A 26,540-nucleotide genomic window follows, 5' to 3' on the forward strand; every position below is an offset into this window, starting at 1 on the left:
CATGAATACAAAAAATGTATGAAAAATAAATACAGAATATTAAAAATTGTTGTCACCGTAATTATCCTGGGATTGTTACTGAGCTTCTCATTGAGGAGATTCAGCCGTGAGCAGATTACGGATAACAAGATTTCTGTAAAAATGAACGAGAAAACTCCGGTATATTTTGTTGATGAAAAAGATATCAGGGAAATTGTAAAAAAAGAAAATCCTTCAGGAAAAGTGGGAGATCTCAATATTCCTTCTTTGGAAAAAAAGATCAATTCCCTACCAGCGGTAGACAGCGCCAATGTTTATCTGAACTTGAACGGAAAGCTGAATCTGGATATCAAACAGAGAGTGCCTGTTTTCAGATTAAATAAAGACGGAAAAGACTTTTATGTGGATGAGAAAGGAGTTGAATTCCCTATTTCAAGAACCTATTCCCACCCATGTATGCTGGTAACAGGAAACGTAAAGCCTGATGAATATGAGAAGCTGGCAGAACTGGTAGAAAAAATTGATAAAGATGATTTCAGTAAGAAATACTTTATCGGAATCTCAAAAAGTAAAGACAGCTATAGCCTTCTGACAAGTGAAGGAAATTATAGAGTGGAAATTGGAGACCTTGATAATATTGATTTTAAAGTAAAAGGATTTAAAACGTTTGTGGAAAAATACCTTGTGTATCAGGACCCTCAGAAATACAGCATGGTTTCGGTGAAATATCAGAATCAGATTGTCACTACTTTAAACCCTTATTTTAAAGAAAATGACAGTATTTTAAAGGCAGGAAAGATGGAATTGGCAAAAGTTCCTTCCCCAACAGCCGCTAAAAAGACGGAAGCTAAACCCAAAATAGCAGAGGTAAAAAAGACCAGCTCCACCTCGGTAAAACCGAAAGAGAGTACCAAACCGAAAGGACAAACAAAAGAAACTAAAAAAGCAGAGAAAAAGCCTCCCGTCAAGGCGCAGTCCAAGCCTAAGGCAAAAGTAAAAATAGAATAAGTCCCTCAGGGCATTTAATACACAAATAGGAGCCTATCCTTATAGATAAAAAAGTAGAAAAAATCAAATCGATATAAAATGGAAAATCAAGAGTATTCAGTAGGTCTGGACATCGGGACAACGAAGATAGTCGCGATTGTCGGAAGAAGGAATGCACACGGGAAGATAGAAGTTCTCGGTGTAGGAAAAGCTAAGAGTCTTGGTGTTCATAAAGGTATTGTGAATAACATTTCACAAACCATTAATTCAATCAAGGCTGCAGTATCCGAAGCACAATCCAGCGCCGGAGTTCCTATCCGCAAAGTTACGGTAGGTATTGCAGGAAAACACATCCGTTCTCTGCAGCACTCCGATTATATTATGCGTGAACATCCTGATAAATTTATTACAGACGATGACATCGAAGCATTAAAAGATCAGGTAAAAAAGCTGGTTATGCTTCCTGGAGAAGAAATTATCCACGTACTTCCTCAAGAATATAAAGTGGACTCCGAGGGGGAAATTCAGGAACCTGTCGGAATGCATGGAAAACGTTTAGAAGCCAACTTCCACGTCGTAGTAGGGCAAATGGGCAGCATCAGAAATATTGCAAGATGCGTTCGTGAAGCCGGATTAGAAATGGAAGCCCTTACTTTAGAACCATTGGCATCTTCTGAAGCTGTCCTTACAAAAGAAGAAAAAGAAGCCGGTGTAGCCATTGTTGACATTGGTGGTGGTACAACAGATATTGCAATCTTTAAAGATAATATCATTCGTCATACCTGTGTGATTCCATACGGAGGCGGAATTATTACCGAAGATATCAAAGAAGGCTGTTCCATCATAGAAAAACATGCAGAACAACTGAAAGTAAAGTTTGGTTCGGCTGTTCCCGAATTAGAAAAAGACAGTACTTTTGTAACCATTCCCGGACTTCACGGAAGACCGGACAAAGAGATTTCTTTAAAAACTTTAGCGCAGATCATCAATGCAAGAGTAGAAGAAGTTTTGGAAATGGTAAATACAGAACTGAAGGCTTATGGTGCTTTTGAACAAAAGAAAAAACTGATTGCCGGAATTGTTCTTACGGGTGGTGGTTCAAACCTGAAACACCTTCGTCAGCTGGCCAATTATACAACAGGTTTTGACAGCAGAATCGGTTTTGCGAATGAATATATCGCCAATGATAAAAATCAGTATCTGAAAGGCCCTGAATTTGCTACTTCTATCGGATTACTGATGGAAAGTTTAAAGATCAGAGACAAAAAACAGAATATTGACGAAGTTGTAGAAGTTGTTACAGAGCAGCCAAAACCGGAAGTCACTGCAGCACAGGCAGAAACGGCTCAACCCGTTCAGCAGGCAGCCCCTGTTCAGGAGCAGCAGTCTTTTGAAAATGAAAAGCAAGAGAACAGAAAAGCGAAACTGACCTTCGGGCAGTCGCTTATGGAAAAAGTAAAAAAATTCTTTGAAGAAGTAGAGTAAATAAATATAAATGATAAAAGATTAATGATCAATGATACCTGAAATAGATTAATATTTATTAAATTAAAGACGAATATCATTCATCAATTATCATCTATCACTTATCAATTATTAAAAGTATAGTTATGGAAAATATAGGTACACAAGGATTTTCATTTGATTTGCCAAAAGGAAATTCATCCATTATAAAAGTAATCGGTGTAGGGGGCGGTGGAAACAACGCTCTGAAGCACATGTACGAGAAAGGAATCCACGGAGTTGATTTCGTGATTTGTAATACAGATGCTCAGACTTTAGATAATAACCCGGTAGCCAATAAAGTTCAGTTGGGAACTTCTATCACAGAAGGTCTTGGAGCTGGTGCCGATCCTGAAGTTGGTGAGAAATCAGCCATCGAAAGTATTGAAGATATCAAGGCTGCTATGGGCCAAAACACCAAGATGGTATTCATCACTGCCGGAATGGGTGGTGGTACAGGAACCGGAGCCGCTCCTGTCATTGCTAAAGTAGCGAAAGACATGGGAATTCTTACCGTAGGTATTGTTACCGTTCCTTTCAGCTTTGAAGGGAAAAGAAGGTTGGAGCAGGCAGAAAACGGTCTAGATAAATTAAGAAACAATGTTGACTCGCTTATTGTCATCAACAATGATAAACTAAGACAGCAATTCGGAAACCTTGGATTCAAGCAGGGATTCTCAAAAGCCGATGAAGTGTTAACCAATGCTGCAAAAGGGATGGCAGAAGTTATTACAGGTTACTTTGATGTAAACATTGACTTTAGAGATGCTAAATCTGTACTTCAGAATTCAGGTACAGCCTTGATGTCTACAGGAACTGCTTCAGGTGAAAATAAAGCCGAAGAAGCTGTAAGAAAAGCCCTTGATTCTCCGTTATTAAATGATAACAAGATCACAGGTGCTAAAAACGTATTGTTATTGATCAGAAGTGGGGCTGAAGAAGTTACCATGGATGAGATCGGTATCATTATGGACCACATCCAAAAAGAAGCAGGAAACACTGCAGATATCATTTTCGGGGTGGGTGCAGATGAAGAATTAGGAGATGCAGTAAGTGTTCTTGTAATTGCAACAGGATTCTCTAATGATAATAAGAAATTCGCAGGACCTACTGAGAAAATCAGAATCAGTCTTAACGACAGTTTTGAAGCACCTAAAAATTCTCCTTTCAAAACAAGAGAAGAAAGAGAATCAGCTCCTGAGACAACGCATGATTTTGGAGGAAAAAACCTTTTCAGGCTGGATGACGAAGATCACGACACTCCGTTCAATGTGACCTCTGCTGAAAAAAAAATGATTATTGAAGAAGAGCAGCCAAGAACTGAAATCAAATTCTTTGATAAAGAAGAAGATACAGTAAATACACCGGAACAAAACTGGAGAAATGAAGAAGAAGGAGAAGAAGAATATAGCTTATTAGCTATTGATGAGGAACATGATGATCCTAACGATCTTGAGATCCAGTCTTTTTCATTTGATTTTGAAAACAAAAAAGAGGAACCACAATCCGGAACTTCCTTCAACAATTCATTTTCAAATGAAAAACCTGTTGAGTTCAGCTTCTTTGTAAACGAGCCTATCAGAAACGAGCCTAGTAAGGATTTCGGGCAGCCAAAAGCAGAGTTTAATACTCCTACCAATGCTGCGGTAGCTGAACCAGCTCAAAAGATTGAAACGTTCTACCAAAAACAGGAAGAGCCAAAGGTTGAAACAAGATCAACTTTTGAACACAAAACAGAAATTGAGACTCCAAAAACTGAAGAATCAGAATTCACTTTCGTGAATAAAACGATTGATCAGGACAGAGTAATTGAAAGAAGAAATAAATTAAAAGAATTCAACTCCCGCTACCAGAATTTTGACAGCACAAGTGAATTCGAATCTATTCCCGCTTTTAAAAGAAAAAATATTTCGATCGACGGAAACAATGCATCAGACCAGAACATCAACACTTATCTGTCTGATAACAATGGATCCATGCAGATCAGAGAAAACAGATTTTTAAATAAAGATGTAGACTAAATAATATAACAATGTAGAAATGTACCAATGTAACAATTACCAGACATTTATTGGTAAACTGTTACATTGATACATTGTTAAATTTGAAACCATGAGTTTAGAAAATACAATAAACGAAGCTATAAAAACAGCAATGAGAGCCAAAGACAAAGTGGCTTTGGATTCTCTGCGCTCTGTGAAATCTCAGATATTACTGCTTAAAACGGAAGCCATCGGAGCTGAAGTAACAGCAGAACAGGAAATTGCTATTCTTCAGAGAATGGTAAAACAACGTAAGGATTCTTACGATCAATTTACTGCACAGGGAAGAAATGATCTTGCAGAAGTAGAAGATGCTCAAATGAAAGTTATTGAGCAATTCTTACCTAAACAGCTTTCTGCTGAAGAATTAGAAACAGAAATTAAAAATATTATTTCTGAAACCGGAGCTGAATCTGTTAAAGATTTAGGGAAGGTAATGGGAGTGGCATCAAAAGCATTAGCCGGAAAATCAGACGGAAAAAGTATTTCTGAGATGGCTAAAAAGCTCCTTTCTTAATGGTGATATATTTTTAAACTTAGATTCATTTCAAAGTTTAAAAATGCTTCTCACTCCATAACTATAGGATATACAACCTTTGCATATCGATTTGATTAGAAGCTCGGAACTGAATAGTTCCGGGCTTCACTTTCTTTGGATATTAAAGTTTGTTAATCAGTTTGATTCTAAACTGAAAGAGAATTAAGCTACTACCATATTTCAGAGAGTATTTAAGTGATTGATTGCTTGAGGGAAAGCTTCAAATGTTTTTTTCACGGTCGTTTGTTTTTCAGAATCATTTCAAATTTAATAATAATATTTTATTATTCCTAATGTTAATTCACTTTTTTTAGAATATTATTACAATATTAATACTTGGTTAATTTTATATGACTAATCAATTGATAGTTTTTATATATTGAACAAACGCAAAGAATTGCTTAACTTTGTACAGATAAAAAACAAAATATATGTATCCAACAGATTTAGTAATGCCTATGAAGGCAGAGCTTACAGATAAAGGTTTTCAGGATTTAACAACTCCTGCTCAGGTAGAAGATGCGTTAAAACAATCCGGAACCACATTATTGGTCATCAACTCCGTATGTGGTTGTGCTGCAGGTGCTGCAAGACCGGGAGTAGTATACTCTTTAACGGGAGACAAAAAACCAGATCATCTAACAACTGTATTTGCAGGATTTGATACTGAGGCTGTAGTAGAAGCAAGAAAACACCTTGCTCCATTCCCTCCAAGTTCTCCATGTGTAGCACTTTTCAAAGATGGTGAGTTAGTTCACATGCTGGAAAGACACCACATTGAAGGAAACCCTGCAGGAGCTATCGCAGCTAACCTTCAGGCAGCTTACGATGAATATTGCTAAGAATCAATAAACTAAATATCAAACCGTTACAAATTTTGTAACGGTTTTTTTATTTAATCACGTAAAAAATTTTCTGAAAATTCAAATATCATTATATTTGTTGAAATGGCAACCAAAGCACTTTTCAATACCGTAGTCAACTGGTTCATCCGTCAAAGGATTGACCAGATACAGAATTTCATGGACCATCCTATTGAAACCCAGAAAGGTATACTCTTTTCTCAGTTGTTTCATGCGGAGGATACGGAATATGGTAAACTATACGGATTCAATTCAATATCAAGTTATCAGGATTTTAAAAGCAAAGTTCCTATTGTTAGCTATGAAGAAATGGAACCTTTTATTGAGAAAGCAAGACAAGGCCATAAAGATGTAAGCTGGCCAGGTCTCATAAAACATTTTGCCAAATCATCGGGTACCACCAATGCTAAAAGCAAATTCATTCCGATCTCTGCAGAAAGCCTTGAATACTGTCATATGAAAGCCGGAAAAGATATGGTTTCTATCTACGCCAACAACCATCCTGAAAACCAGCTTTTTAATTATAAAAACTTACGTTTAGGCGGAAGTTCTGAGCTGTACGCTGATTTCAATACAAAATTCGGAGATCTGTCTGCTATTCTCATTGATAACCTTCCTTTTTGGGTAGAAATCACCACCACTCCGAGTAAGAAAGTTTCTTTGATGGGAGAATGGGAAAGTAAGCTTAAAGCAATCACCTCCGAAGTAAAAAATGAAGATGTAGGAAGTATTCTTGGAGTACCAAGTTGGATGATGGTTCTTCTTCAAAGGGTATTAAAGGAAACTCATGTAGAAAGTATTTCTGAGCTGTGGCCTAATTTAGAGGTGTTTTTTCACGGTGGAATCAGCTTTAAGCCCTACAGGGAACAATTCAGACAGATCATCGGAAAAAACATCAATTACTACGAAATTTACAATGCTTCCGAAGGCTTCTTCGGTATCCAGGACAGATCAGATAGTGATGAGATGCTGCTGATGCTGGATTATGGAATATTTTATGAGTTTATCCCTATGGATCAGTTTCATTTTTCAAATCCGAAAGTCGTAAGTCTGGAAGATGTGGAAGTAGGGAAAAACTACGCAATGGTAATCACCACCAATGGAGGATTGTGGAGATATCTGATTGGCGATACCGTTGTCTTTACCTCGATCAATCCTTTCAGAATAAAAATAACAGGAAGAACAAAACATTATATCAATGCTTTTGGGGAAGAACTGATGATCACCAATGTGGAATCTGCCCTTTCAAAGGCCTGCGAATTAACAGGAGCACAAATCACAGACTTTACAGGAGCTCCGGTTTTTATGAAAGGAAATGAAGGTGGTGCCCACGAATGGATCTTTGAATTCAGTCAGTATCCTGATAATCTGGATCATTTTATTGATGCTTTTGATAAACATTTAAAGACCATCAATTCAGACTATGAAGCGAAAAGATACAACAATATGACTCTTAAAAGACCGATTGTACATATTGCAAAAGAAAATCTGTTCTATCACTGGCTGGAAGCTAAAGGAAAGCTAGGTGGACAAAATAAAGTACCAAGGTTAAGCAATGACAGAGAATATATTGATCCATTATTGGAAATGAATAAATAAGAGAGAAAGATTCCTAACTCTCAATTGCATATAAAAAAGCCGTAATTCTATTGAACTACGGCTTTTATTATTTATTTGCTTAAATCTTCTTTTACTTTTTTCGCGGCTTCTTCTACTTTTGAAGCTCCTTTTTTAGCAGCTTCTTTTGCATCCTGCCCTACTTTGTTAGCTTCAGTTTTGATATCCTGTCCTGCTTTGTTAAGATCTTGTTTTGTCTTATCTGCAGTAGCATCAATCTTATCTTTCGCCTTCTGAGCAGCGGCATCAATCTTATTGCCAGCTTCATCTACTTTAGCCTTAACGTCTTCTTTCGCGTTGTTGATTTTTGCAGTATCCACAACGTTCGGTGTTTCGGTAGTAGTAGTTGTGGTTGTGGTAGTAGACCCGTCAGGATTTTCTACCTGTTCTGTTTTTGTTGTTGATTTTGTACATGCTACAGTGAATATTGAGATCACCACTGCAGCTAAAATTTGTTTTTTCATATTGTTTATTTTTTAATGGAATTTAGATTTATTCTGATTTGATTTCCGGTGTTACCGGTTTTTCTGTTGCCTTCAGTTTCTTTTCAGCTTCTGCTTTTTTCTTTTCCTCTTCCTGTTTTGCTTTGGTTTCCTTTTCAAGCTCTGCTTTAAGCTTATTTTCTTCCTCCTGCAGCTTTCTAGCCTGTTTTACAGAATCAAGATACTGAGGAGAGGACATTCTTATTTTTCGTGCAATATCCACTGAAACAGCTCCTGTAGAAAAGGAGTCAACAGCAGTTGTATCATAACGTACTCTCACCTCCTGTTCAGCCCCAAAACCCGGAGATTCTTTCTTGGAACACGCAGTAAAAAGAATGGTAAAAACAAAAATCGCAGCCAGTAAATTTTTCATGGAACTAATTTAACAGAAATTCTGCAATTACAGGATAGTGATCCGATAATTTCACAGATTGATCTACTTTATAGCTTAAAGGAATGATTGATTTTGAAGTGAAGATATAATCAATCCTTAACGGGACTTTATAATCATGAAAACTGCTTGCACTACCCTTTCCTGCAACTAAGAACGCGTCCTGGAGATCTTTTCCGAGATTATAATACTCGTATGAATTAGGAACAGAATTAAAATCTCCTGCCAGGATAACAGGATATGGAGATAAATCTATCATTTTTCTAATTCTTTTTACCTGATCTTCATGTGCCTGAAAGGTCGGTGTCATATGAGAAAGCAATGTTGAAACATTTCCCAAACCTAATTTATCAAGTTTCGTAAACATCGATTTATGAAGCCTGAAGGGTTCAAGATACACATTAATAATTCTGATTACTTTCCCATTAATGTCTATATCAGCATAGAATGAATTTCCGCGAGCCTTTTCATCAATAAGTTCCGCTTGTCTTACAATTTTATGCTTAGTTTTAAGAATAACTGACGGATATTTTATAAGATCACGTTTTATAACACGGTTTGTATCTTTTTCCTGTACCAGAATAATGTCTGCATCCTGTGCTTTGATATAATCTTTTACTTTATCCCAGCCATATTCTCCGTATTTCACATTAAAAGTCAATACTTTAATATCCCGTATTGTTTTTAAATTTTCTGTTTTGGGAGAAAAGTTCACCCATCGTCTGATCGGATTGTAGAAAATAAGTGTACCCAGTGCAAAAGCAATCGCAATTTTTTCTTTTTTTACGATCCAGATCAGTGTAAGAAGCAGGTGTGACAGGATCAGATAAGGAAAACCAAGAGACAGAAGATTAAGGTTGCCTAAAATATTAGGTGGAATCCATGCATTCCCCAATGTGCATAACAGCAATACAGCAATAACGATATGTATAAATAGTAATATCTGGTTCGACTTCATGAAAAAACGGTCTTGGTACGGTTTTCTTTCAACAAAAATCCTACCAAGCAGATAACTTTAACTATTTTTATGATTATTTGCCTTCCGTAGAAAACTTAACTGTGACAGGATAATGATCTGAAATACTTACAGAACGGTCAACTTTATAAGATATTGCCCTTACAGTTTTGGAAGAGAAAATATAATCTATTCTAATGGGAAATTTATAATCGTGAAAACTGGTTGCACTTCCTCTTCCTGCTTCCACAAATGCATCTTCAAGCCCTTCTGATAAATGATAATATTCGTAAGAATTGGGTACAGAATTAAAATCACCCGCTAGAATTACAGGATAAGGAGAATTGTCAATAGCTTCACGAATAAGTGTGACCTGATCCTGATGTTTTTTAAAGGTGGGAATCAACCTTTTAACAACATCTTTTATTTTTTGTTCGTCGTTATCGGTATCTCCGTTAAGTTTCACCATTTCTTTCTGAAAGCGAAAAGGATTGAGATAGACATCAATGAACCTGTAGGTTTTGCCTTTAATTTCTATATCAGCCAGCAAACCAGGAATTCTTAATTCTCCATCTTGTGGCTCTATAATCTGCTGTTTCAGGATTTTGTGCCTGGTCAGAATTGTTAAGCCTCCTCCGGGATTTGCTTTTTGATAGCCTTCAAATTGATATTTGATACCCGCATCCTCCTGTAAAAGAAGAACATCTGCATTTTGAGACTTCAGATAGGGTTCGAGCTCTTTGTTTCCTACTCTTCCAGCTCTGGTATTGAAAGAAACCACTTTTATTTCGGAACCTCCTTTCCTATCAGAATAGTTAACCCAACGTTTTACAGGATTTATAAATGCTAACCCAGCAAACATAAATACAAAAGCCCTTTTTTTCCAGCTGAATACCCAGAAAACTGTTAGAATCACATATACTATAATAAGCACAGGAAAACCTAAGGAAAGCAGATTAAACCATGGAAAAATCTTTGGAGGTACATAAGCATTCAATAAAGTACCCAACAGCAGAAATAAAATTCCCAGATGGACAATGAATACGATAAGTCGGAAAATCTTCACAAAATTATTTTAATTGAAACGGTACAAATGTTTTTTCCAAATTCTTGCCAGCAGCCATCCAACCAAAGCACCACCAACGTGGGCAAGGTGGGCAATACCTCCTCCATTTCCAGAAACCCCAAGGTATATGGAAACCACAACAATGATGGGTAAGAGGTATTTTACTTTCATAGGAACAGGGATAAACATAATTCCGATTTTTGCATCTGGATACAATGTAGCAAAAGCAGCTACTACTCCGAAAATTGCTCCGGAAGCACCCACCATTGGTGTTGCAACAATAGCCTTAAAGCTTTCCAGTAATTCTTTTTGTTTAAGAATGGAACCTGTATTTCCTGTAAATTCAACACTTGCTCCGGATAAATAAGCATTTACATTGAACCCCAGCTGATCCAGTTCGTGGGAAAGCTGCTGCACTTCAACAAAATTCCATAGGTTAAAAAGGAAGAATGCTCCCAGGCCACTTGCAAAGTATAGAATCAAATATTTTTTATCCCCTAATGTCTGCTCCAGAATTGGTCCAAAGCTGAAAAGGGTCATCATATTAAATAAAATATGCATGATACTTCCATGCATGAACATATGGGTAATAACCTGCCACGAATGGAAAAAAGGTGAGAACGGATAAAAACCTGCGAGGTAACCAATCATCTGGTTTCCCATAAAGTAAGTAGCAATAAATACTATAACATTGATGATAATAATATTTCTTGTGATGGGCGGTATATTGTTAAACATATTCTTTAAAATTTGTTTTTAAAGTCGTTAAACGGAACTTCATAAAAGCATCTTTTACCGTCCGGTAAAAATTCCGGGAAGCCTAATGCTGTAAAGTCTTTAATCAGTTGTTCCGCATCTTTTTTATAAATAAAGTCAAATCTTGACTTCGACTGCATTTTATTCCATTGATTATGGTAATACTGCAAAAATTCTTCTTCTGTCTTGTAGTCGAGGATCTCAAAAAGGTTTTCCAGGAACTTCATGGCCTGGGTTTCTTTCAATCCTTCAGGAAGTGAATCTATTCGAAGTACACTTTCATGAGCAATTTTCATGTCAAACCCTAATTCCGGAAGATATTTTTTTATCGAATTATACTTTGTCTTTTCAATTTCATTCATATGATACTCCAGAGAGAAAAGAAGAGCATGACTGTTTGTATTGGATTTTCTGGTAGATTTATTTCCTTCAGAAACCAATAGTCTGTGCATTCTTCCCAAATCCAGCATTAAGGTGACATCTCCTTTGTTGAAAAGCCAGTATCCATTAGGAAGTCTCATCAGATCTTCATCAAAATCCTCATCTTCAAACAGGTTAATTTTTGAAGGTTCTGCTGTAATATTCTGATGATACATTTCCGTAAGATTCTGGATTTCCTCCGGATGTACTACGTTTTTTTCTTCCAGAAACGGATTATAGTCTTTATCTACAATAATTTCAGGCATTTTAAAAACACCTCCGCCGGACCCGCCTCCATTTCCTTTGCTGGGAATCGGTTTATTCATCATTTCATCCAGTTCCGGATCTCTATCAAAATCTAGGCTTGGAGAAACATTATAAATTCCTAAAGATCTTTTTATAGTTGAACGAAGCAAAGCAAAGATAAGATGCTCGTCCTCAAATTTCACTTCGGTTTTCTGAGGATGAATATTCACGTCAATTTTCTCCGGATCAAGCTCCAGGAAAAGGAAAAACGAAGGTACATATCCAGGTTGAAGAAGCCCTTCAAATGCTTCCTGTACGGCTTTATTGAAGTACGGACTTCTGAAATACCTCCCATTCACAAAAAGAAACTGTTCGCCTCTTGCTTTCTTGGCACCTTCAGGCTTGGCAACAAAGCCATGCAGTTTACACCAGATAATATCCTCTTTAATAGGAATTAAAAGCGGCTGAAGCTTTCTTCCGAAAACATCCACAATACGCTGCATCTGGCTTCCTTTTCTCAACCTGAACACAGCTTCGTCATCATGGAACAGTGAAAACTCAAGGTTCTCATGAGCGAGTGCAACACGTTGAAATTCATCAATTACGTGTCTGAATTCAATATTATTATTTTTCAAAAACTTCCTTCTTGCAGGAACGTTATAGAAAAGATTTTTTACTAAAAAATTTGATCCGTCTGCTGTCTGAACCGGGTCCTGAAACTGGAAAACCCCTCCTTCGATATAGATATTGGTTCCAATGGAAGTATCTTTCTGTTTCGTTCTGAGCTCCACCTGAGAAACCGCTGCTATTGAAGCCAGTGCTTCACCACGGAAGCCTTTTGTGGCGATTTTAAAGATATCTTCTGTTCCTTTGATTTTGGAGGTAGCATGTCTTTCAAACGCCATGCGGGCATCTGTTTCAGACATTCCTTTTCCGTCATCTACCACCTGAATAAGGTTTTTCCCGGCATCTCTGATGATCAGTTCAATTTTCGTTGCATCTGCATCAATAGCATTTTCCAAAAGTTCTTTCACGATGGATGCAGGCCTCTGCACCACCTCTCCTGCTGCAATTTGGTTGGCTACATGATCCGGTAAAAGCTGAATAATATCTGACATAAAAACGTAAATCAACTTACAAAAATAGTCAATGGAAACGGGAATTAAAATACTAAAATCGTGATTTAATATTTAATTATCAACATTTTTACCTATTTATCCCCAACCGATTTTTTTAATGTTTGTAATGAAGGGCGTTAGCAAGTTGATGCGTCTCATCCGGAAACTTTTATTTTAACAGACATGAAAATATGATTAAAAACAATAGAAATACCGATCCAGAAGTTGATTTTTCAGAAAAACGCCCCTATTTCATAACAAAATAAGGGCATTTACAGCTAGTTTATACAAAAAATTAATAGTGTGTTTTTCTATTTTAATCCTCAAAGACAAGCTTTCTTTTCTTCTCTCTTTTAGGAATACCGTGAATTTTCTCATACAGATAAGCAAAAATATTGGGCTTTCTGTAAATCCTGTTATATCTGTACTTCGTGTTGAAGTGACGGATATGAATTTTATAAGCATCGTACCCGATGACAATCAGAAGACATATACTGATGACATAGAAGACTCTGAATTCCAGATAATAGTATGTCAACCCTGAAAATACAGCTCCCATTACATAGGCAAGCATAATACTCATCAGAAGTTTTGCTCTGCCAATCAGTTCTCCGTTTCTCCTGTATTTTTTCTGGGTAAACATGGATACCAGAATTCCCAGGTCGGTAGTTGTTCCCGTAAGGTGGGTTGTTTTTACAGAGAAATTGGAGATACTTGCCGTTAAACCGTTTTGCAATCCTGTCGCGAAAAGCATCAATGCTACTAAATATTCTGTCTCTTCTAATGTTTTCTGATAATAAAACTGCCCGTATACACCTACAAAAAGGAGACATATGATTTCCAGCACAATGGGCATGGAATGGGCAAAATATTTACTTTTCTTATTAAAATTGATGACAATGAAGTTGGACAGAAAGCTTCCGAAGAAGAACAAAAAGATCCATCCTCCTACAACTCCTACCTGCGTCCAGTTTCCTTTACTGATTTCCGCTGCTAAAATTGCGTAGTGTCCCGTTACGTTCGATGTAAAAGAAAGAAATATTAATAGGGAAGCAATGTTTATAGTACCTGCTGTGAAGGCAGTCAGCGTCCCCAATCTGATATTGTCTCCCAGTGTCCTGCTGTTACTATAATTTCTTAACATTTTTAATCGTTTTTAAATTGTGTTTAATCTTTAGACCTCTACAAAGATCTCTGCCAGTCTTCCTCTTTCCGGAAGCTTTTCTCTTACTTCGATGGAAATTTCATGAGACTTCAGCTCTTTGCATTTTTTGATATAAGGAATCAGATCAAATTTGCCTTTTCCTTTGCTTTTAATAGATGGAGCATAGTAAGCTTCCTCAATATTTTCCGCCTTTACATATTGATTGAATGTTCTTTGGAAACTTCCTGTAAACACATCACAGATGATTTTATTAACCAGGTGAGGATATTTATTACTGATAATTCCAAAGGCATCGCAGAATTCTGTAGGTCTTATTTTATTGAAAACTGATGTTTTGGTACTGAACAAAAGATCTCTGATAGAATCTCCGGAATCATACCCGGAAGTCAGAAGAATGTTATATTGGTTTTGATCTTCAGCGGCATCTTTCTCTTTAAGTACTTTTTTCAATATATTCAATGACTCAAGAGAGTAATCTGTTGCAATTAAAATTGTTTTAGTCATGTTCTTATTATTTTGTATTGTGTTTATCTTTTTTGATGATACAAAACTAGAACGACCATATTAGAAGATCTTTGGAATGGAATTAAAATGTGATTAAAGAGATTAAAATGAGATTAGAAAATTGTTAAGAGCCCTTAATATAGGAAAGAATCAGGATCAAAAAAAGATATAAACATTTGTTTTTCAAAACAAAACAAATGAAAAATAAGTAAAAAATGCTAGAATAAAGATTCTTATTTGTTTATCTCTTCGCCTTTCTGCATGCTATAGAAATTCGGGAACTTCATCTGTACGGTTGTTCCCTGATTCTCGTGCGAGCTTACAATCAGTTCACCATGATGCATTCTTACGATGTTTCTCGCTAATGGAAGTCCGATTCCGTAGCCTTCATAATTATTGGTATTAGAAGCCCTGAAGAACGGGTCGTAGATTTTGTTCATTTCCACTTCAGGAATTCCAATACCGGTGTCTTTTACAATGATGTACACATCCGAATTGGTTGCTCCCAGAGAGACTTTAACCTGTTGGAAATTAGAATATTTACAGCCATTACTGATGATATTGGCTACTGCAAGATGCAATAACTGCTCATTCCCTTGTACTTTCAGTTTCTTCGGGTTATCGGGAAGCATACTGATATCCAGATAGATATTATTCCGGGAATCAATTCTTCTGAGCGTTTCTATAACGTCCCAAAGCAACTGATCAATTCTTACCTTATCCATTTTCTGGATTTTCCCATCGAATCCGGTTTGGGCAATCATTAATAAGGCTTTGATCTTTTTATCCAGCTTTTCGGCTTCATCCAGAATAATTCCCAGGGTTTCTTTATATTCATCCGCTGTTCTGCTGATAGAAAGGGCAACATCGGCTTCTCCCATAATAGAGGTAAGCGGAGTTCTCAATTCGTGGGAAACATTTCCAATCAGGTGATTCTGGGTTTCGAAAGAAGTTTCAATGCGGTTGAGCATATCGTTGAAAGTATCCACCAGTTCGTTAAGTTCTTTATTATCAGGCTGAGACTCCAGTCTTAAGTGAAGGTTTTCAGAACTGATCTCCTTTACTTTTCCAGTGATTTTTAAGATCGGTCTGAATAAAGTTTTAGATAAATAAAAAGAGAAAATCATACTAAAGAACAGAGACAGTACAATGCAGGTAAGCAGTGTTCGCTTTAAAAAACCCAGATAATAAACAACATAATGGTTTTTAGCAGAAGCAATAGCAATATAATCTTTATCATCATATTTGAAGCTCTGTCCTATATAATAGAATTCTTCATCATTATAATTGGACTCTCCTTCCTTGATAATATTTTTAAAGAAGTATGAAGGAATATGAATTTCCTGAGATATTTTTTTGAAATTGGAATCTGTAGGAACGGCAAAAACATAGTCTTTTTCCATTGGAAGTTCCTCATCATTCAGGCTGTTGAGAACATAATTTTCCGGAAGGTCGAGATGATCTTTGCTTTTTTCGATCTGAACAATCGTTGCTGTCCTGATCTTCAGCAGTTCATAAAATCTCTGGTGTGAAAAATTAACAATTGAAAAGTACACCAAACCACTGAACAGCAAAATGATGGCGGTAAAAACCAACATCAAGAGTACCATCGTTTTGGTTTGATTTGTAATGACTCTGTTAAACATTCATTATGTCTTTTTTAACACATACCCCATTCCTATCACGGTATGAATCAACTTATTATCGTCCTGGCTATCCAGTTTCTTTCTTAAATAATTTACATAAACATCTACTACATTGGTTCCCAGCTCGTAATTTACGCCCCAGACGGCATCCAGAATTTCCGCTCTTGAAATTACTTTTTCAGGATTGTTCAGGAAGTACAGCAGCAGTTTATATTCTGTGGAAGTAAGAGAAATCTCTTCTCCGGCGCGGGTTACTTTCTTGGTATAATCATTTACCATCAGATCCGAAAACTGGAATACATGTTCATTATCCGGCTCCGGTTCGGCAATTTCCTGTGGACCGTTGTTGTTGCTTCTCCTTAGTAAAGACTTTACACGGGCTACCAGTTCAATGAATTTAAAAGGCTTCACCAGATAATCATCTCCACCACTTTCCAATCCGAGAACGATGTTTTCAGAAGTTCCCAAAGCAGTCAGAAATAAAATCGGAACACTCTGATTGGTTTTTCTTATTTCTTTACACACGTCCAGACCATTCATTTCCGGAAGCATAATGTCTAAAATTACCAGATCGAAATCATTAGCCTGCACCAGCTGCACTCCTGTACGCCCATCAAAAGCTACAGAAATTTCATATCCGTTTTCCTGAAGTCCCTTTTTAATAAAGGACACCACACTGGTTTCGTCTTCGATAAGAATAATTTTTTTCATAGATGAAATAAGGAGTTTTACAAAAATAGGGAAATTTTCTTGGGGAGAAAAAGTGAAAGAATCCGGGGAAGCAAGCAACAAATAATAATTTTCAATGAATTGATTCCCTCCTGTATCCAAACTCTATGGAATAATATTACCTTTGTTTGAATATAATTCAGGTTAAATTACACACAGTATGAATGACTTTTTAATAGGTATCGGCAAGAGATTAAAGGATATTAGAAAAAAGAATAATTTAACCATTAATGAGCTGGCCTTCAAAGCGAATGTAAGCAACGGACTTGTTTCTAGAATTGAAAACGGAAGAACGATTCCTTCACTACCTGTGTTATTGGATCTGATTCAGTCGCTGGAGATTGATGCCAGTTATTTTTTTGAAGGGGTTGAGAAAAAATCCAACGCCAAATTCATTTATGTTCCGAAAGAAAGCCAGCAAGTCATTGAAAAAGAAGTAGAAGCTGAAGGATTTAAGTATATGCATATCTTCAGCAAGAGTCTTCATTCTTTAGGTTTTGAAGCTGTTTTACTAACTCTTGAGCCCAATTCTAAAAGGGAAAAAGTCATTACGGATGCGTGGGAATTCAAATATATCCTGAAAGGAGAAGTAAAATACGTAATTGATAATGAAGAAGTCATCTTGAAAGAGGGTGATTCTTTGTATTTCAACGGAAAATTTCCTCATGTTCCGGTAAGCATCAGTGATGAAAGTTGTGTGATGCTTGTTCTTTATTTTTATACGGCTTAACTATTTCTTTTTTTATTTTGCTTTTGTTATTCTGAATGACACGTCAAGAATAGATTCAGTCCAAGTGTATGTAACGCTTCATCAGCGACAAGTAGCAGCCTTTGATTCCTTAAAAACATACTGTTTGAATCATAAAACTTTGTGTCTAAAATATCATCTACTGTAATCATTATCCTTTAATTTCTGATTTTCAGGCAACACAAAAGTTTACAAATATGCAACTTTCATTTTTCTGTTTTCTTCCAAGATGAACGAAATATGAATTAAAAAAGGCCCATTTTCAACTGATTTCAATTCTTATTATTTATGGTAAATATTTACTAAAAACGTTGAAACATTCACTTCAAAGCTTGTTTTCCTGAATTTTCAAAGGTTAACTCCTATTGGTTTTAAAGTAAAAAAAGCGTAACAAACCGGGCTTATTTGTTAAACAATACTTAACACAAAATATTTATATATATTAAAATTATTAGCGTGATTTGCATAAAAAATTTAATATATGTAAAAATGAAAACAAATTTAGAGAAATTATTCACCCTTGTTTTTGTCTGTTTCATAGTCTTTGTTACAGCGCAGAAGCAGTTAATTATAGGAACTGTGCTTGACGACAGTCAGCCTCTCCCCGGGGCCACAGTCAAAATAAAAGGCTTATCTAAAAATATGACGACTGATATTGAAGGGAAATTTACCATCAACGATATTAAAGAAGGCCAATATACTTTACAAATCAGCTACATCGGTTATGAATCTTCAGATATCAATGTAGATCTTAAACCGGAACAAACTGTTGACTTAGGAATTATCAAACTATCCCAACCGAGAAAAAATATTGACGAAATTGTCGTTACCGGAACGTTAAAAAATACGGAAGCGAGAGCTTTAAACCTTCAGAAGAATGCCATTAATATCACCAATGTCATCGCTTCTGACGGAATCGGAAAGCTACCGGACAGAAATGCAGCAGAAACCGTACAGCGTGTGCAGGGAGTTTCTATTGAAAGAGATCAGGGAGAAGGAAGATTTGTTTCCCTGAGAGGACTTCCGCCATTCTGGGCATCCACAACCATTAATGGAAACAGACTTCCCACCGCAGAGGAAGAAACGACTTCCAGAGCTACGGCATTTGATTTCTTTCCTACAGAACTGATCTCCTATGTACATATAAACAAGTCTTTTACCCCAGATATGGAAGCTGACGGAATAGGCGGCGGTGTCAATTTTATCACCAAAACTCCACCGATGAAAACAGAGTTCAAAGCTACTGTGGGAAGCGGTTATAATGCAAAGTCTGATAAAGGAGTTTACAATCTTGGATTTTTGTATGGGGGAAGAACGAAGGATAAAAAGTTCGGGTATTTATTCAACTTTGCGCATTTCATAAGAAACTGGTCTACAGATAATTTTGAGGCTAGAAGAAGTGGCGATGAAGGAGTTTTCAGACTGGAACTTCGTGATTATAACGGAGTCAGAAAAACAACAGGGATCAATACTGCTTTTGAATATGTATTATCTCCAAAAACAACCTTCTATTTAAAAGGAATGTATGGTACTTTATCGGATGATGAAACCCACTATAAACACAGAATCCGTTTTGATAAATTCAGCAGTGCTAATAATACAGCAAGAGTAGAGCTCCAGAATATCCACAATTTACTGATAACAGAACTTACTTCTGTTTCTTTGGGAGCAGTTCATAACTTAAATAAAGGAAAAATCGACTGGGATCTCTCTTATTATGACAACAAATTTAAGTACGGCAATATTCCTGATAAACAGAACAATTCTTACTATGTCATCAAGTACACTCAATCTGGAGTAGGCATCAATCCTGATTATATTTCAAATCATGGAAATGGTCCGAGAGCATATTGGAAAGCTGACGGTGGAAAATTAGATTATAAAAATCCGGATGCTTTATTTGGTTTCTACAGTGACCCGAACTTTAAAATGGATGCTTCTCAGATGAGATTTACAGATCTTGAATTTTATAAAGTCTTTGTGGAGGAAAAGGATAAAATCGTAGCGGCTTTCAACCATGAGATCAATGCTTCTGATAAACTGACTTTAAAATATGGTTTTAAATACAGAGATAAAGAACGTAATGCAAAATTCTCCGATATTTTCTACAACTGGAGCAGTGGAACAGCCCCTCTTCTATCAGATTATTCACAATATCTCACAACACAGCCCAACGGACCGAAATATTTAAGTGAAATGAATGCCCATATCGGCAATACTTTTGGTCCGGTACTTTCAACCACAGGAATGAACCAGTTTTGGTATGACAACCAGGGAAATTTAAAAATCAATACTGCTGATTCCGAAGCATTGCAATATAATAAAGCATTAGGAAGAAACTTTGATGTGTTTGAAAAACATGCAGATGCTTACGGAATGGCAACCTATAAACTGAATGATAAAATCATCATTTTAGGAGGAATCAGGTTATCCAATACCAATACTAAAGTAAGAGGATACAGCGTGAATGATGACGTACTGACACCGGTAGAAAATACTAAAAACTATCTGGCTGTTCTCCCAATGATTCATTTAAAATATACGTTAAACGATAAAACCAATCTTCGTTTTGCTGCGACAAGAACTTTCTCAAGACCTAATTTCGGAGATCTTACTCCGGGCGGAACTTATATTGAAGCAGATAACGAGTTCAAAGGGGGAAACCCAAATCTTAATCCTACCTATTCTTTGAATTTTGACCTGATGGGAGAATATTATTTTTCCAACGTAGGGATTCTGAGTGGCGGTGTTTTCTATAAATCGATTACTGATCCTATTTTCCAGGACTCTTTTATCGGAAATTACAACGGAATCAATGGCGTACAATTCACAGCTCCTAATAATGGGAAAGCAGCATGGTTAGGAGGAGTTGAGTTGGGAATTAATAAAAGATTTGACTTCCTTCCAGGGTTTTTACAATACTTTGGAGTACAATTGAATGCCACCTTCATGACTTCCGAAATGGAAAAGCCAGGCGGAAGAACGGTAGCACTTCCCTACCAGGCAAAAGAATTGTACAATGCGCAGCTTTTCTTTGAGAAAAAAGGATTCAATGCAAGACTGGCTTATAACTACAAAGGAAAGTATGCTGTAGAATACGCTGAGGAGGATATCAATGATTCTTATTATGGTAAATACAGCAATCTGGATTTCGGAGGTTCTTATCAATTTACCAAATACCTGACTTTGTATGCGGATGTGAATAATATTCTGAACAAACCACTGATTTACCACTTCGGAAAAAGCGAAGACCGTCCTGAACAGGTGGAATATTATGGAGTACGTTTCAATCTTGGAATAAAACTGAACTTCTAAACCATTACCATGGCCAGAACCATCAATAAAAAAACACTGGTAACACTGAAGGCCGCATTTGCTGCTTTCGGTGTTTACTTCTGCATGTACGGTTTCAGGAAACCTTTTACCGTAGCTTCCTTCGAAGGGCTTTCCTATTTCGGAGTAGATTATAAGATTCTGATTATCATTGTCCAAGCTATTGGATATTTTATCTCAAAATTCATCGGGATCAAATTTATTTCGGAACTGAAACCTGAGAAACGAATCGCTTATCTGTTTACTTTCATTGCTATTGCTGAGCTTTCCTTATTAGGATTTGCAGCCGTTCCTGCTCCTTACAATATTCTCTTCATGTTTATTAATGGTATTCCACTGGGAATGATCTGGGGAATTGTTTTCTCTTATATTGAAGGACGAAAAACCACCGAAATCATAGGATTATTTTTATGTTCAAGCTTTGTGGTTTCTTCTGGTTTTACAAAATCTGTAGGAAAATTTCTGATGGATACTTTTTCCATTTCAGAATTCTGGATGCCTTTTTCAGCCGGACTTATTTTCATTATTCCTCTGATTCTTTTCGGATTATTGCTTGAAAGAATTCCCAAACCTTCAGAAGAAGATATTTTGCTTAAAAATAAGAGACAACCGTTGAATGGTAAAGAAAGAAAAGCCCTGATCCAACAGTTTTTTGTTCCAATTGTGTGCATCATATTTTTATATATCAGTTTAACCGTTTTAAGGGATTTCAGAGATAATTTTAATCGTGAAATCTGGGACGGACTGAACTTTACTTTTGACAGTTCTATTTTCACTTTAACGGAAATTCCTATCGCCGTAATGGTTCTGGTAATTTTAAGCTTTATGGTAAAAGTAAAGAACAATAAAAAGGCATTTGCCTATTATCATTACATTCTTTTTATGGGAATTCTTACGGTAGGGCTTTCTACGTATCTGTTTCAGCATGGTTCTCTGTCACCTTTTTTATGGATGACGGTTTCAGGCTTCGGAATGTACATTTGCTATATTCCTTTCAATGGAATTTATTTTGACCGGATGATTGCCGCTTTTGAAATTAAGGGAAATGTTGGTTTTCTGATCTATATTGTAGATTCTTTTGGTTATCTGGGAAGTGTTCTGATTCTTTTGTATAAAAACTTTGGCTCGGCCCAGACTTCCTGGTTGCATTTTTATATCCACTTAAATTATATCATTACCATAGCGGTTTTCGTTCTTTCCGTGATTGCTTTTCTGGCTTTCAGAAAAAAGTCAAAACCCAACTCTAAATCTAATCAATTCATCAATTTCGATACGTCGAAAATTTTATAAACTATAGTACAATGACAACAAAATTTGATTTACTCGTTGTAGGAGGTGGAATTTTAGGAACATTCCATGCTTATCATGCACTGAAGAAAAACCTTAAGGTAGCTTTACTGGAAAGAAATTCTGTTCCTCAGGGTGCCACGGTAAGAAATTTCGGACAGGTAGTACCTTCCGGAATGGATCTTAAATGGCAGAATTTCGGAAGGGAAAGTCTTGCCATATACAATGAACTTCATAATCAGGCAGACCTTACCATCAGGCAAAATGGCTCCATCTATATTGCTTCCAATGATGAAGAGCTTCAATTGATTGAAGAGCTATATGAAATCAACAGAAATAATGATTATGAATCTGTTTTATTATCTAAAAACGACTGCATCAAGAAGTTTGATGGTCTTCGTTCAGACTATTGCAAAGGAGGTCTGTTTTTCCCACAGGAACTTTCCGTAGATTCTGCAGATATGATTGTAAAGCTTCACAAGCTGCTTCAGGAAAAAATGGGCTTACAGATCTTCTACAATACATCTGTACTGGAAACCCATGAAGATGATCAGAAATGTACAGCGGTAACGGCTGATGGAACGGAATTTAACGCTTCCAAAATCATAATCTGCGGTGGACACGAGTTTAAAACTTTATATACTAAAGTATTCAATGACAGTGATCTGGAAGTGAGTAAGCTGCAGATGCTTCAGACCAAACCACAAGGAATCTATTCACTTCAGGGAAATATCCTTACTGGACTTTCTGTAAGAAGGTATGAATCTTTCAGCGAATGTCCTTCTTTTAAGAAAATCAAGGCTTTAGAAGATCCTAATTCGTTTGAGAAGAAATACGGAGTTCATATTTTATTCAAACAGGCTCTTGACGGTTCTGTAATCATAGGAGATTCTCACGAATATGCAGATGCCAAAAATGCCGATGATTTGGGGTATGACCTTAATATGGAGATTGATGAATTCATGATTCATGAGGCTAAGAAAATTATTGATCTTCCTACGTATGAAATTCAGAGGAGATGGTTCGGAATCTATTCCCAGTGCAAAACAAAAGATATTTTTGAGCACAGCCCATCTGCCAATATTCATATTGTAACAGGGATCGGAGGAAAAGGAATGACGGGAAGCGGTGGCTTTTCCAAATTTAATATTGAAAAAATTTACGCATAAAATTCAAATGAAAAATATAGAATTACTCGTTCTGGATATGGCCGGAACAACAATTGATGAAGATAACGTAGTCTACAAAACACTTACCAATGCTGTAAATGATTACGGCTACGCAGTAAGCCTGGAAAAAGTATTATCCAGCTGTGCCGGAATGGAAAAACTGGAAGCGATCACAAGTCTTTTAAAAGAAATCAATGGGAACGAAGAAGATGCTCCTGCTATTTTTGAGAATTTTTCTGACCAGCTGAAAGAATCTTATCAAAATCTGGATGTAAAACCCATCAACGGAACGCAAGATTTCTTATTGAATATGAGGTCTCAAAACAAAAAAATTGTTTTAAATACAGGGTATACCTCAGAAATCGCCCACCAGCTTTTAGATAAACTCAACTGGAAAGAAAGTATTCATTTTGATGCTTTGATTACTGCTGATGATGTTTCAGAAAGCCGTCCAAGTCCTGAAATGATTCATCTTGCAATGAAGAAATTCAATATTACTGAAGCTCATAAAGTTTTAAAGGCAGGTGATTCTGTGATTGATATTGAAGAGGGCAAAAATGCAGGCTGTGGATTAACAGTAGCGGTACTTTCCGGAGCTCAGAGTAAATCAGAGCTTGAAAAGGCAGCTCCTGATTATATTCTGAATACGATTTCTGAAGCTGAGGGAATCCTTTAATCCATTTTTTCAGATTATTTTTAAATACTTCTTGACACAAATGTTTCCATGGTTTTTCTATTGGAAATGTTTGTGTTTTTACCGCCCCGTCAAAAATTCTTTGAATTTTCGACAGCCCTCCGGAGGAGGGGAATGTAGTACGGATCATTAGGTATTTGTTATAACCGACATATTCAGAAACCTTTTTTGATCTTCTATTCACAAAGTATGTAACTTAAAATAAACAGAGTCATTTTTCTTTGTGGCTTTTGTGGTTAATATCTAAGCTTTTTTCGGTGATCTTTTTAATTATCAATTAATTAACTTTCCGTTCATAAATTTTTACAAATAGTAAACTAATTTTACAATAGTTAAAAATAAATTACTATTTGTAAACTTTCACAATTCTAAAAACCCTTTTTCCCCATGAAAACAAAACTATTGTCAATGGCTGTTGTAATGAGCTGTTTCCTTGGAGCTCAGACCAAAAAAGTTCTTTTTATCGGTATTGACGGATGCCGTGCAGATGTCATGATGTCTACCCCAACTCCCAACATCCAAAACCTCATTAGTCAGTCTATTTATTCTATTGACGGACTTTGCGCTGCTACTACCTGGAGCGGAAACGGATGGAGCACCATGCTTACAGGCGTATGGCACACCAAACACAATGTTCAGGACAATAACTTTACCAGCCCGAACTATGTCAACTACCCTGATTTTTTAACCAGAGCAGAGACTTATAATCCCGCACTAAGAACCATTTCTCTGGCTCATTGGTCACCTATTAACGACAAAATCATTCAAACCGCTGATGTAAAAAGTAATCTCGCAACGGATCTTGCAGTGAAAAATGCAGCTGTTACAGCTTTACAGAATGATAATCCGGATATTCTCTTTGTAGATTTTGATGATGTAGACCATGCCGGACATTCTTATGGATTCTCATCCACTGTTTCTCAATATGTCAATTCTATTAAGACTACAGACTCTTATATTGGAGAAATTGTGACTGCAATGAAAAACAGACCTTCTTATAATAATGAAGACTGGTTGGTTGTATTAACCACAGATCATGGAGCGATCGAAAGTTCTCATGGAGGTGGAAATCTTACCGAAAGAAATATTTTCACGGTGTATTCCAATCCTGGATTTATTCCTCAGCAGATCAGCAAAACTGTTCTGGAATCCAATAAAACATTCAATCAATTGAATTTCCCGGCAGGAACTTATGCAAAGCCAGCAAGCCAGACTCCTTTTAATTTTGGAGCTAACCAGGATTTCACCATCGAGTTTTGGGTAAAGCCTAATGCAGCTTACTCCAGTGATCCGGTGATGATCAGTAATAAAAACTGGGCTAATGGGAAAAATAAAGGATTTGTGTTCTCAGGATATTCAGGACAAACTTTTAAAATGAATATTGGAGATGGAACGAACAGAATTGACCTGGTAGGCGGAAAAGTGGAAACAAATAAGTGGAAACATATTGCGGCAAGCTTTGACAGAGATGGTCTTGTAACATTGTACGAAGATGGTGTTCCGGTAACTTTTGCTAAAATGAATACCATCGGAAATATTGATTCCGGGCTTCCTTTGAGCTTAAACCAAGATGGAACGAATGCTTACGGAATTAATCTGGCGGCTTCTTATAAAGATGTAAGAATCTGGAAATCGGTTCTTCCCAATGATGTTATCGTGAATTGGGCGAACCAGGATATTACAACTTCACATCCTTATTATTCTCAATTATTAGCCAATTGGAAATGTAATGGAACTTCAGGAAATACATTGACTGACTCTGGTCCAAACGCCAATCATATGACTGTGACAGGTTCTCCTACTTATAATGCGGGTATAGTGAATAATTTTAAAGTGTATGATTACACCTCAACGACAAGAGAAACGGATCATTTCCCTACGGTATTGAACTGGCTTTGTATTCCGGTACAGTCTTCATGGGGAATAGATGGAGTGAATAGAATTCCGGCATGTTCCAAAGAAATATTGGCAGCAAAAGAAACGAAAGCAATCATTGAAGATTTTAAAATTTATCCTAATCCAGTTTCAACATTCCTTGGAATCCAGTATCAATGTGAGGATAAGGAAATTAAAGCAGAAATCATCGACAGTAAAGGATCAAATGTTTTAACAACCCATTTAAAGTCTTCAAGAGGTTTTTACGATGAAAAAATCAATATCGGAAATCTTCCGGCTGGTGTGTATTTCATTAAAATCAACGGAAGCAAAAAAGCACTGACCAAGACATTCATCAAGAAATAAAACAGTAAAGCAATTAGATTTAAATTTGATATTAGAACAAGGATATTCCTATCCGAGTTCT

At 36.5% G+C, this 26,540-nt stretch carries 22 protein-coding genes; 12 read left to right on the forward strand and 10 right to left on the reverse strand.

The window, feature by feature from the left end; translation table 11 throughout:
* Positions 1-18 precede the first annotated feature (18 nt).
* From DEU39_RS13045 to DEU39_RS13070, 6 genes are all read left to right on the forward strand, one after another.
* A complete protein-coding gene (locus DEU39_RS13045) occupies positions 19-987 on the forward strand; it encodes a cell division protein FtsQ/DivIB (RefSeq protein ID WP_062672643.1) in 969 nt (322 codons plus the stop codon).
* 78 nt (positions 988-1,065) lie between these two features.
* Entirely contained in the window at positions 1,066-2,451 is a 1,386-nt protein-coding gene (gene ftsA, locus DEU39_RS13050; protein WP_120232264.1) for a cell division protein FtsA, read from the forward strand.
* Positions 2,452-2,576: 125 nt separating this feature from the next.
* Complete coding sequence (gene ftsZ, locus DEU39_RS13055; protein ID WP_062672647.1) at positions 2,577-4,490, forward strand: cell division protein FtsZ; 1,914 nt, start codon at positions 2,577-2,579, stop codon at positions 4,488-4,490.
* Positions 4,491-4,581: 91 nt separating this feature from the next.
* On the forward strand, positions 4,582-5,028 hold the full coding sequence (locus DEU39_RS13060; RefSeq protein WP_120232265.1) for a GatB/YqeY domain-containing protein: 447 nt from the start codon (positions 4,582-4,584) through the stop codon (positions 5,026-5,028).
* Positions 5,029-5,480: 452 nt separating this feature from the next.
* Entirely contained in the window at positions 5,481-5,891 is a 411-nt protein-coding gene (locus DEU39_RS13065) for a BrxA/BrxB family bacilliredoxin (RefSeq protein WP_027372869.1), read from the forward strand.
* 105 nt (positions 5,892-5,996) lie between these two features.
* Entirely contained in the window at positions 5,997-7,511 is a 1,515-nt protein-coding gene (locus tag DEU39_RS13070; RefSeq protein WP_120232266.1) for a GH3 auxin-responsive promoter family protein, read from the forward strand.
* 71 nt (positions 7,512-7,582) lie between these two features.
* Here DEU39_RS13070 and DEU39_RS13075 read toward each other — a convergent pair whose 3' ends face one another.
* The 10 genes from DEU39_RS13075 to DEU39_RS13120 form a co-directional block, all read right to left on the reverse strand.
* The gene (locus tag DEU39_RS13075; protein ID WP_120232267.1) at positions 7,583-7,993 is read right to left on the reverse strand and encodes a hypothetical protein; all 411 of its coding nucleotides are present in this window, start codon (positions 7,991-7,993) and stop codon (positions 7,583-7,585) included.
* A gap of 28 nt (positions 7,994-8,021) precedes the next feature.
* A complete protein-coding gene (locus DEU39_RS13080; protein ID WP_062672654.1) occupies positions 8,022-8,384 on the reverse strand; it encodes a hypothetical protein in 363 nt (120 codons plus the stop codon).
* 4 nt (positions 8,385-8,388) lie between these two features.
* On the reverse strand, positions 8,389-9,360 hold the full coding sequence (locus tag DEU39_RS13085) for an endonuclease/exonuclease/phosphatase family protein (RefSeq protein ID WP_062672656.1): 972 nt from the start codon (positions 9,358-9,360) through the stop codon (positions 8,389-8,391).
* Positions 9,361-9,433: 73 nt separating this feature from the next.
* Entirely contained in the window at positions 9,434-10,423 is a 990-nt protein-coding gene (locus DEU39_RS13090; RefSeq protein WP_228436779.1) for an endonuclease/exonuclease/phosphatase family protein, read from the reverse strand.
* A gap of 9 nt (positions 10,424-10,432) precedes the next feature.
* On the reverse strand, positions 10,433-11,161 hold the full coding sequence (locus DEU39_RS13095) for a rhomboid family intramembrane serine protease (RefSeq protein WP_120232268.1): 729 nt from the start codon (positions 11,159-11,161) through the stop codon (positions 10,433-10,435).
* A gap of 5 nt (positions 11,162-11,166) precedes the next feature.
* Positions 11,167-12,963, reverse strand: coding sequence for a DNA mismatch repair endonuclease MutL (gene mutL / locus DEU39_RS13100; RefSeq protein WP_120232269.1), 1,797 nt, complete (start codon positions 12,961-12,963; stop codon positions 11,167-11,169).
* Positions 12,964-13,279: 316 nt separating this feature from the next.
* Complete coding sequence (locus DEU39_RS13105; RefSeq protein WP_062672662.1) at positions 13,280-14,107, reverse strand: YoaK family protein; 828 nt, start codon at positions 14,105-14,107, stop codon at positions 13,280-13,282.
* 30 nt (positions 14,108-14,137) lie between these two features.
* Entirely contained in the window at positions 14,138-14,632 is a 495-nt protein-coding gene (locus tag DEU39_RS13110) for a hypothetical protein (RefSeq protein WP_120232270.1), read from the reverse strand.
* 233 nt (positions 14,633-14,865) lie between these two features.
* Positions 14,866-16,278 (reverse strand): sensor histidine kinase, encoded by a 1,413-nt coding sequence (locus DEU39_RS13115; protein WP_120232271.1) that lies wholly within the window; start codon positions 16,276-16,278, stop codon positions 14,866-14,868.
* Positions 16,279-16,281: 3 nt separating this feature from the next.
* On the reverse strand, positions 16,282-16,989 hold the full coding sequence (locus tag DEU39_RS13120; RefSeq protein ID WP_062673733.1) for a response regulator transcription factor: 708 nt from the start codon (positions 16,987-16,989) through the stop codon (positions 16,282-16,284).
* A 178-nt stretch (positions 16,990-17,167) separates the two neighbouring features.
* On the opposite strand from DEU39_RS13120, the gene DEU39_RS13125 reads away from it, so the two are divergent.
* The 6 genes from DEU39_RS13125 to DEU39_RS13150 all read left to right on the forward strand — a co-directional run bounded on the left by DEU39_RS13125 (position 17,168) and on the right by DEU39_RS13150 (position 26,479).
* Positions 17,168-17,737: a helix-turn-helix domain-containing protein gene (locus tag DEU39_RS13125; protein WP_120232272.1), complete on the forward strand. Its 570-nt coding sequence runs from the start codon at positions 17,168-17,170 to the stop codon at positions 17,735-17,737.
* Positions 17,738-18,244: 507 nt separating this feature from the next.
* A complete protein-coding gene (locus tag DEU39_RS13130) occupies positions 18,245-21,070 on the forward strand; it encodes a TonB-dependent receptor (RefSeq protein WP_120232273.1) in 2,826 nt (941 codons plus the stop codon).
* 9 nt (positions 21,071-21,079) lie between these two features.
* Positions 21,080-22,378: a DUF5690 family protein gene (locus tag DEU39_RS13135; protein ID WP_120232274.1), complete on the forward strand. Its 1,299-nt coding sequence runs from the start codon at positions 21,080-21,082 to the stop codon at positions 22,376-22,378.
* An 11-nt stretch (positions 22,379-22,389) separates the two neighbouring features.
* Positions 22,390-23,544, forward strand: coding sequence for a TIGR03364 family FAD-dependent oxidoreductase (locus DEU39_RS13140; protein WP_120232275.1), 1,155 nt, complete (start codon positions 22,390-22,392; stop codon positions 23,542-23,544).
* A 7-nt stretch (positions 23,545-23,551) separates the two neighbouring features.
* Positions 23,552-24,220: an HAD-IA family hydrolase gene (locus DEU39_RS13145; protein ID WP_062673735.1), complete on the forward strand. Its 669-nt coding sequence runs from the start codon at positions 23,552-23,554 to the stop codon at positions 24,218-24,220.
* A 405-nt stretch (positions 24,221-24,625) separates the two neighbouring features.
* Entirely contained in the window at positions 24,626-26,479 is a 1,854-nt protein-coding gene (locus DEU39_RS13150; protein WP_120232276.1) for a LamG-like jellyroll fold domain-containing protein, read from the forward strand.
* The last annotated feature ends 61 nt before the right edge of the window (positions 26,480-26,540 follow it).

Source organism: Chryseobacterium sp. AG363, assembly GCF_003610675.1.
Classification (GTDB): domain Bacteria; phylum Bacteroidota; class Bacteroidia; order Flavobacteriales; family Weeksellaceae; genus Chryseobacterium; species Chryseobacterium cucumeris.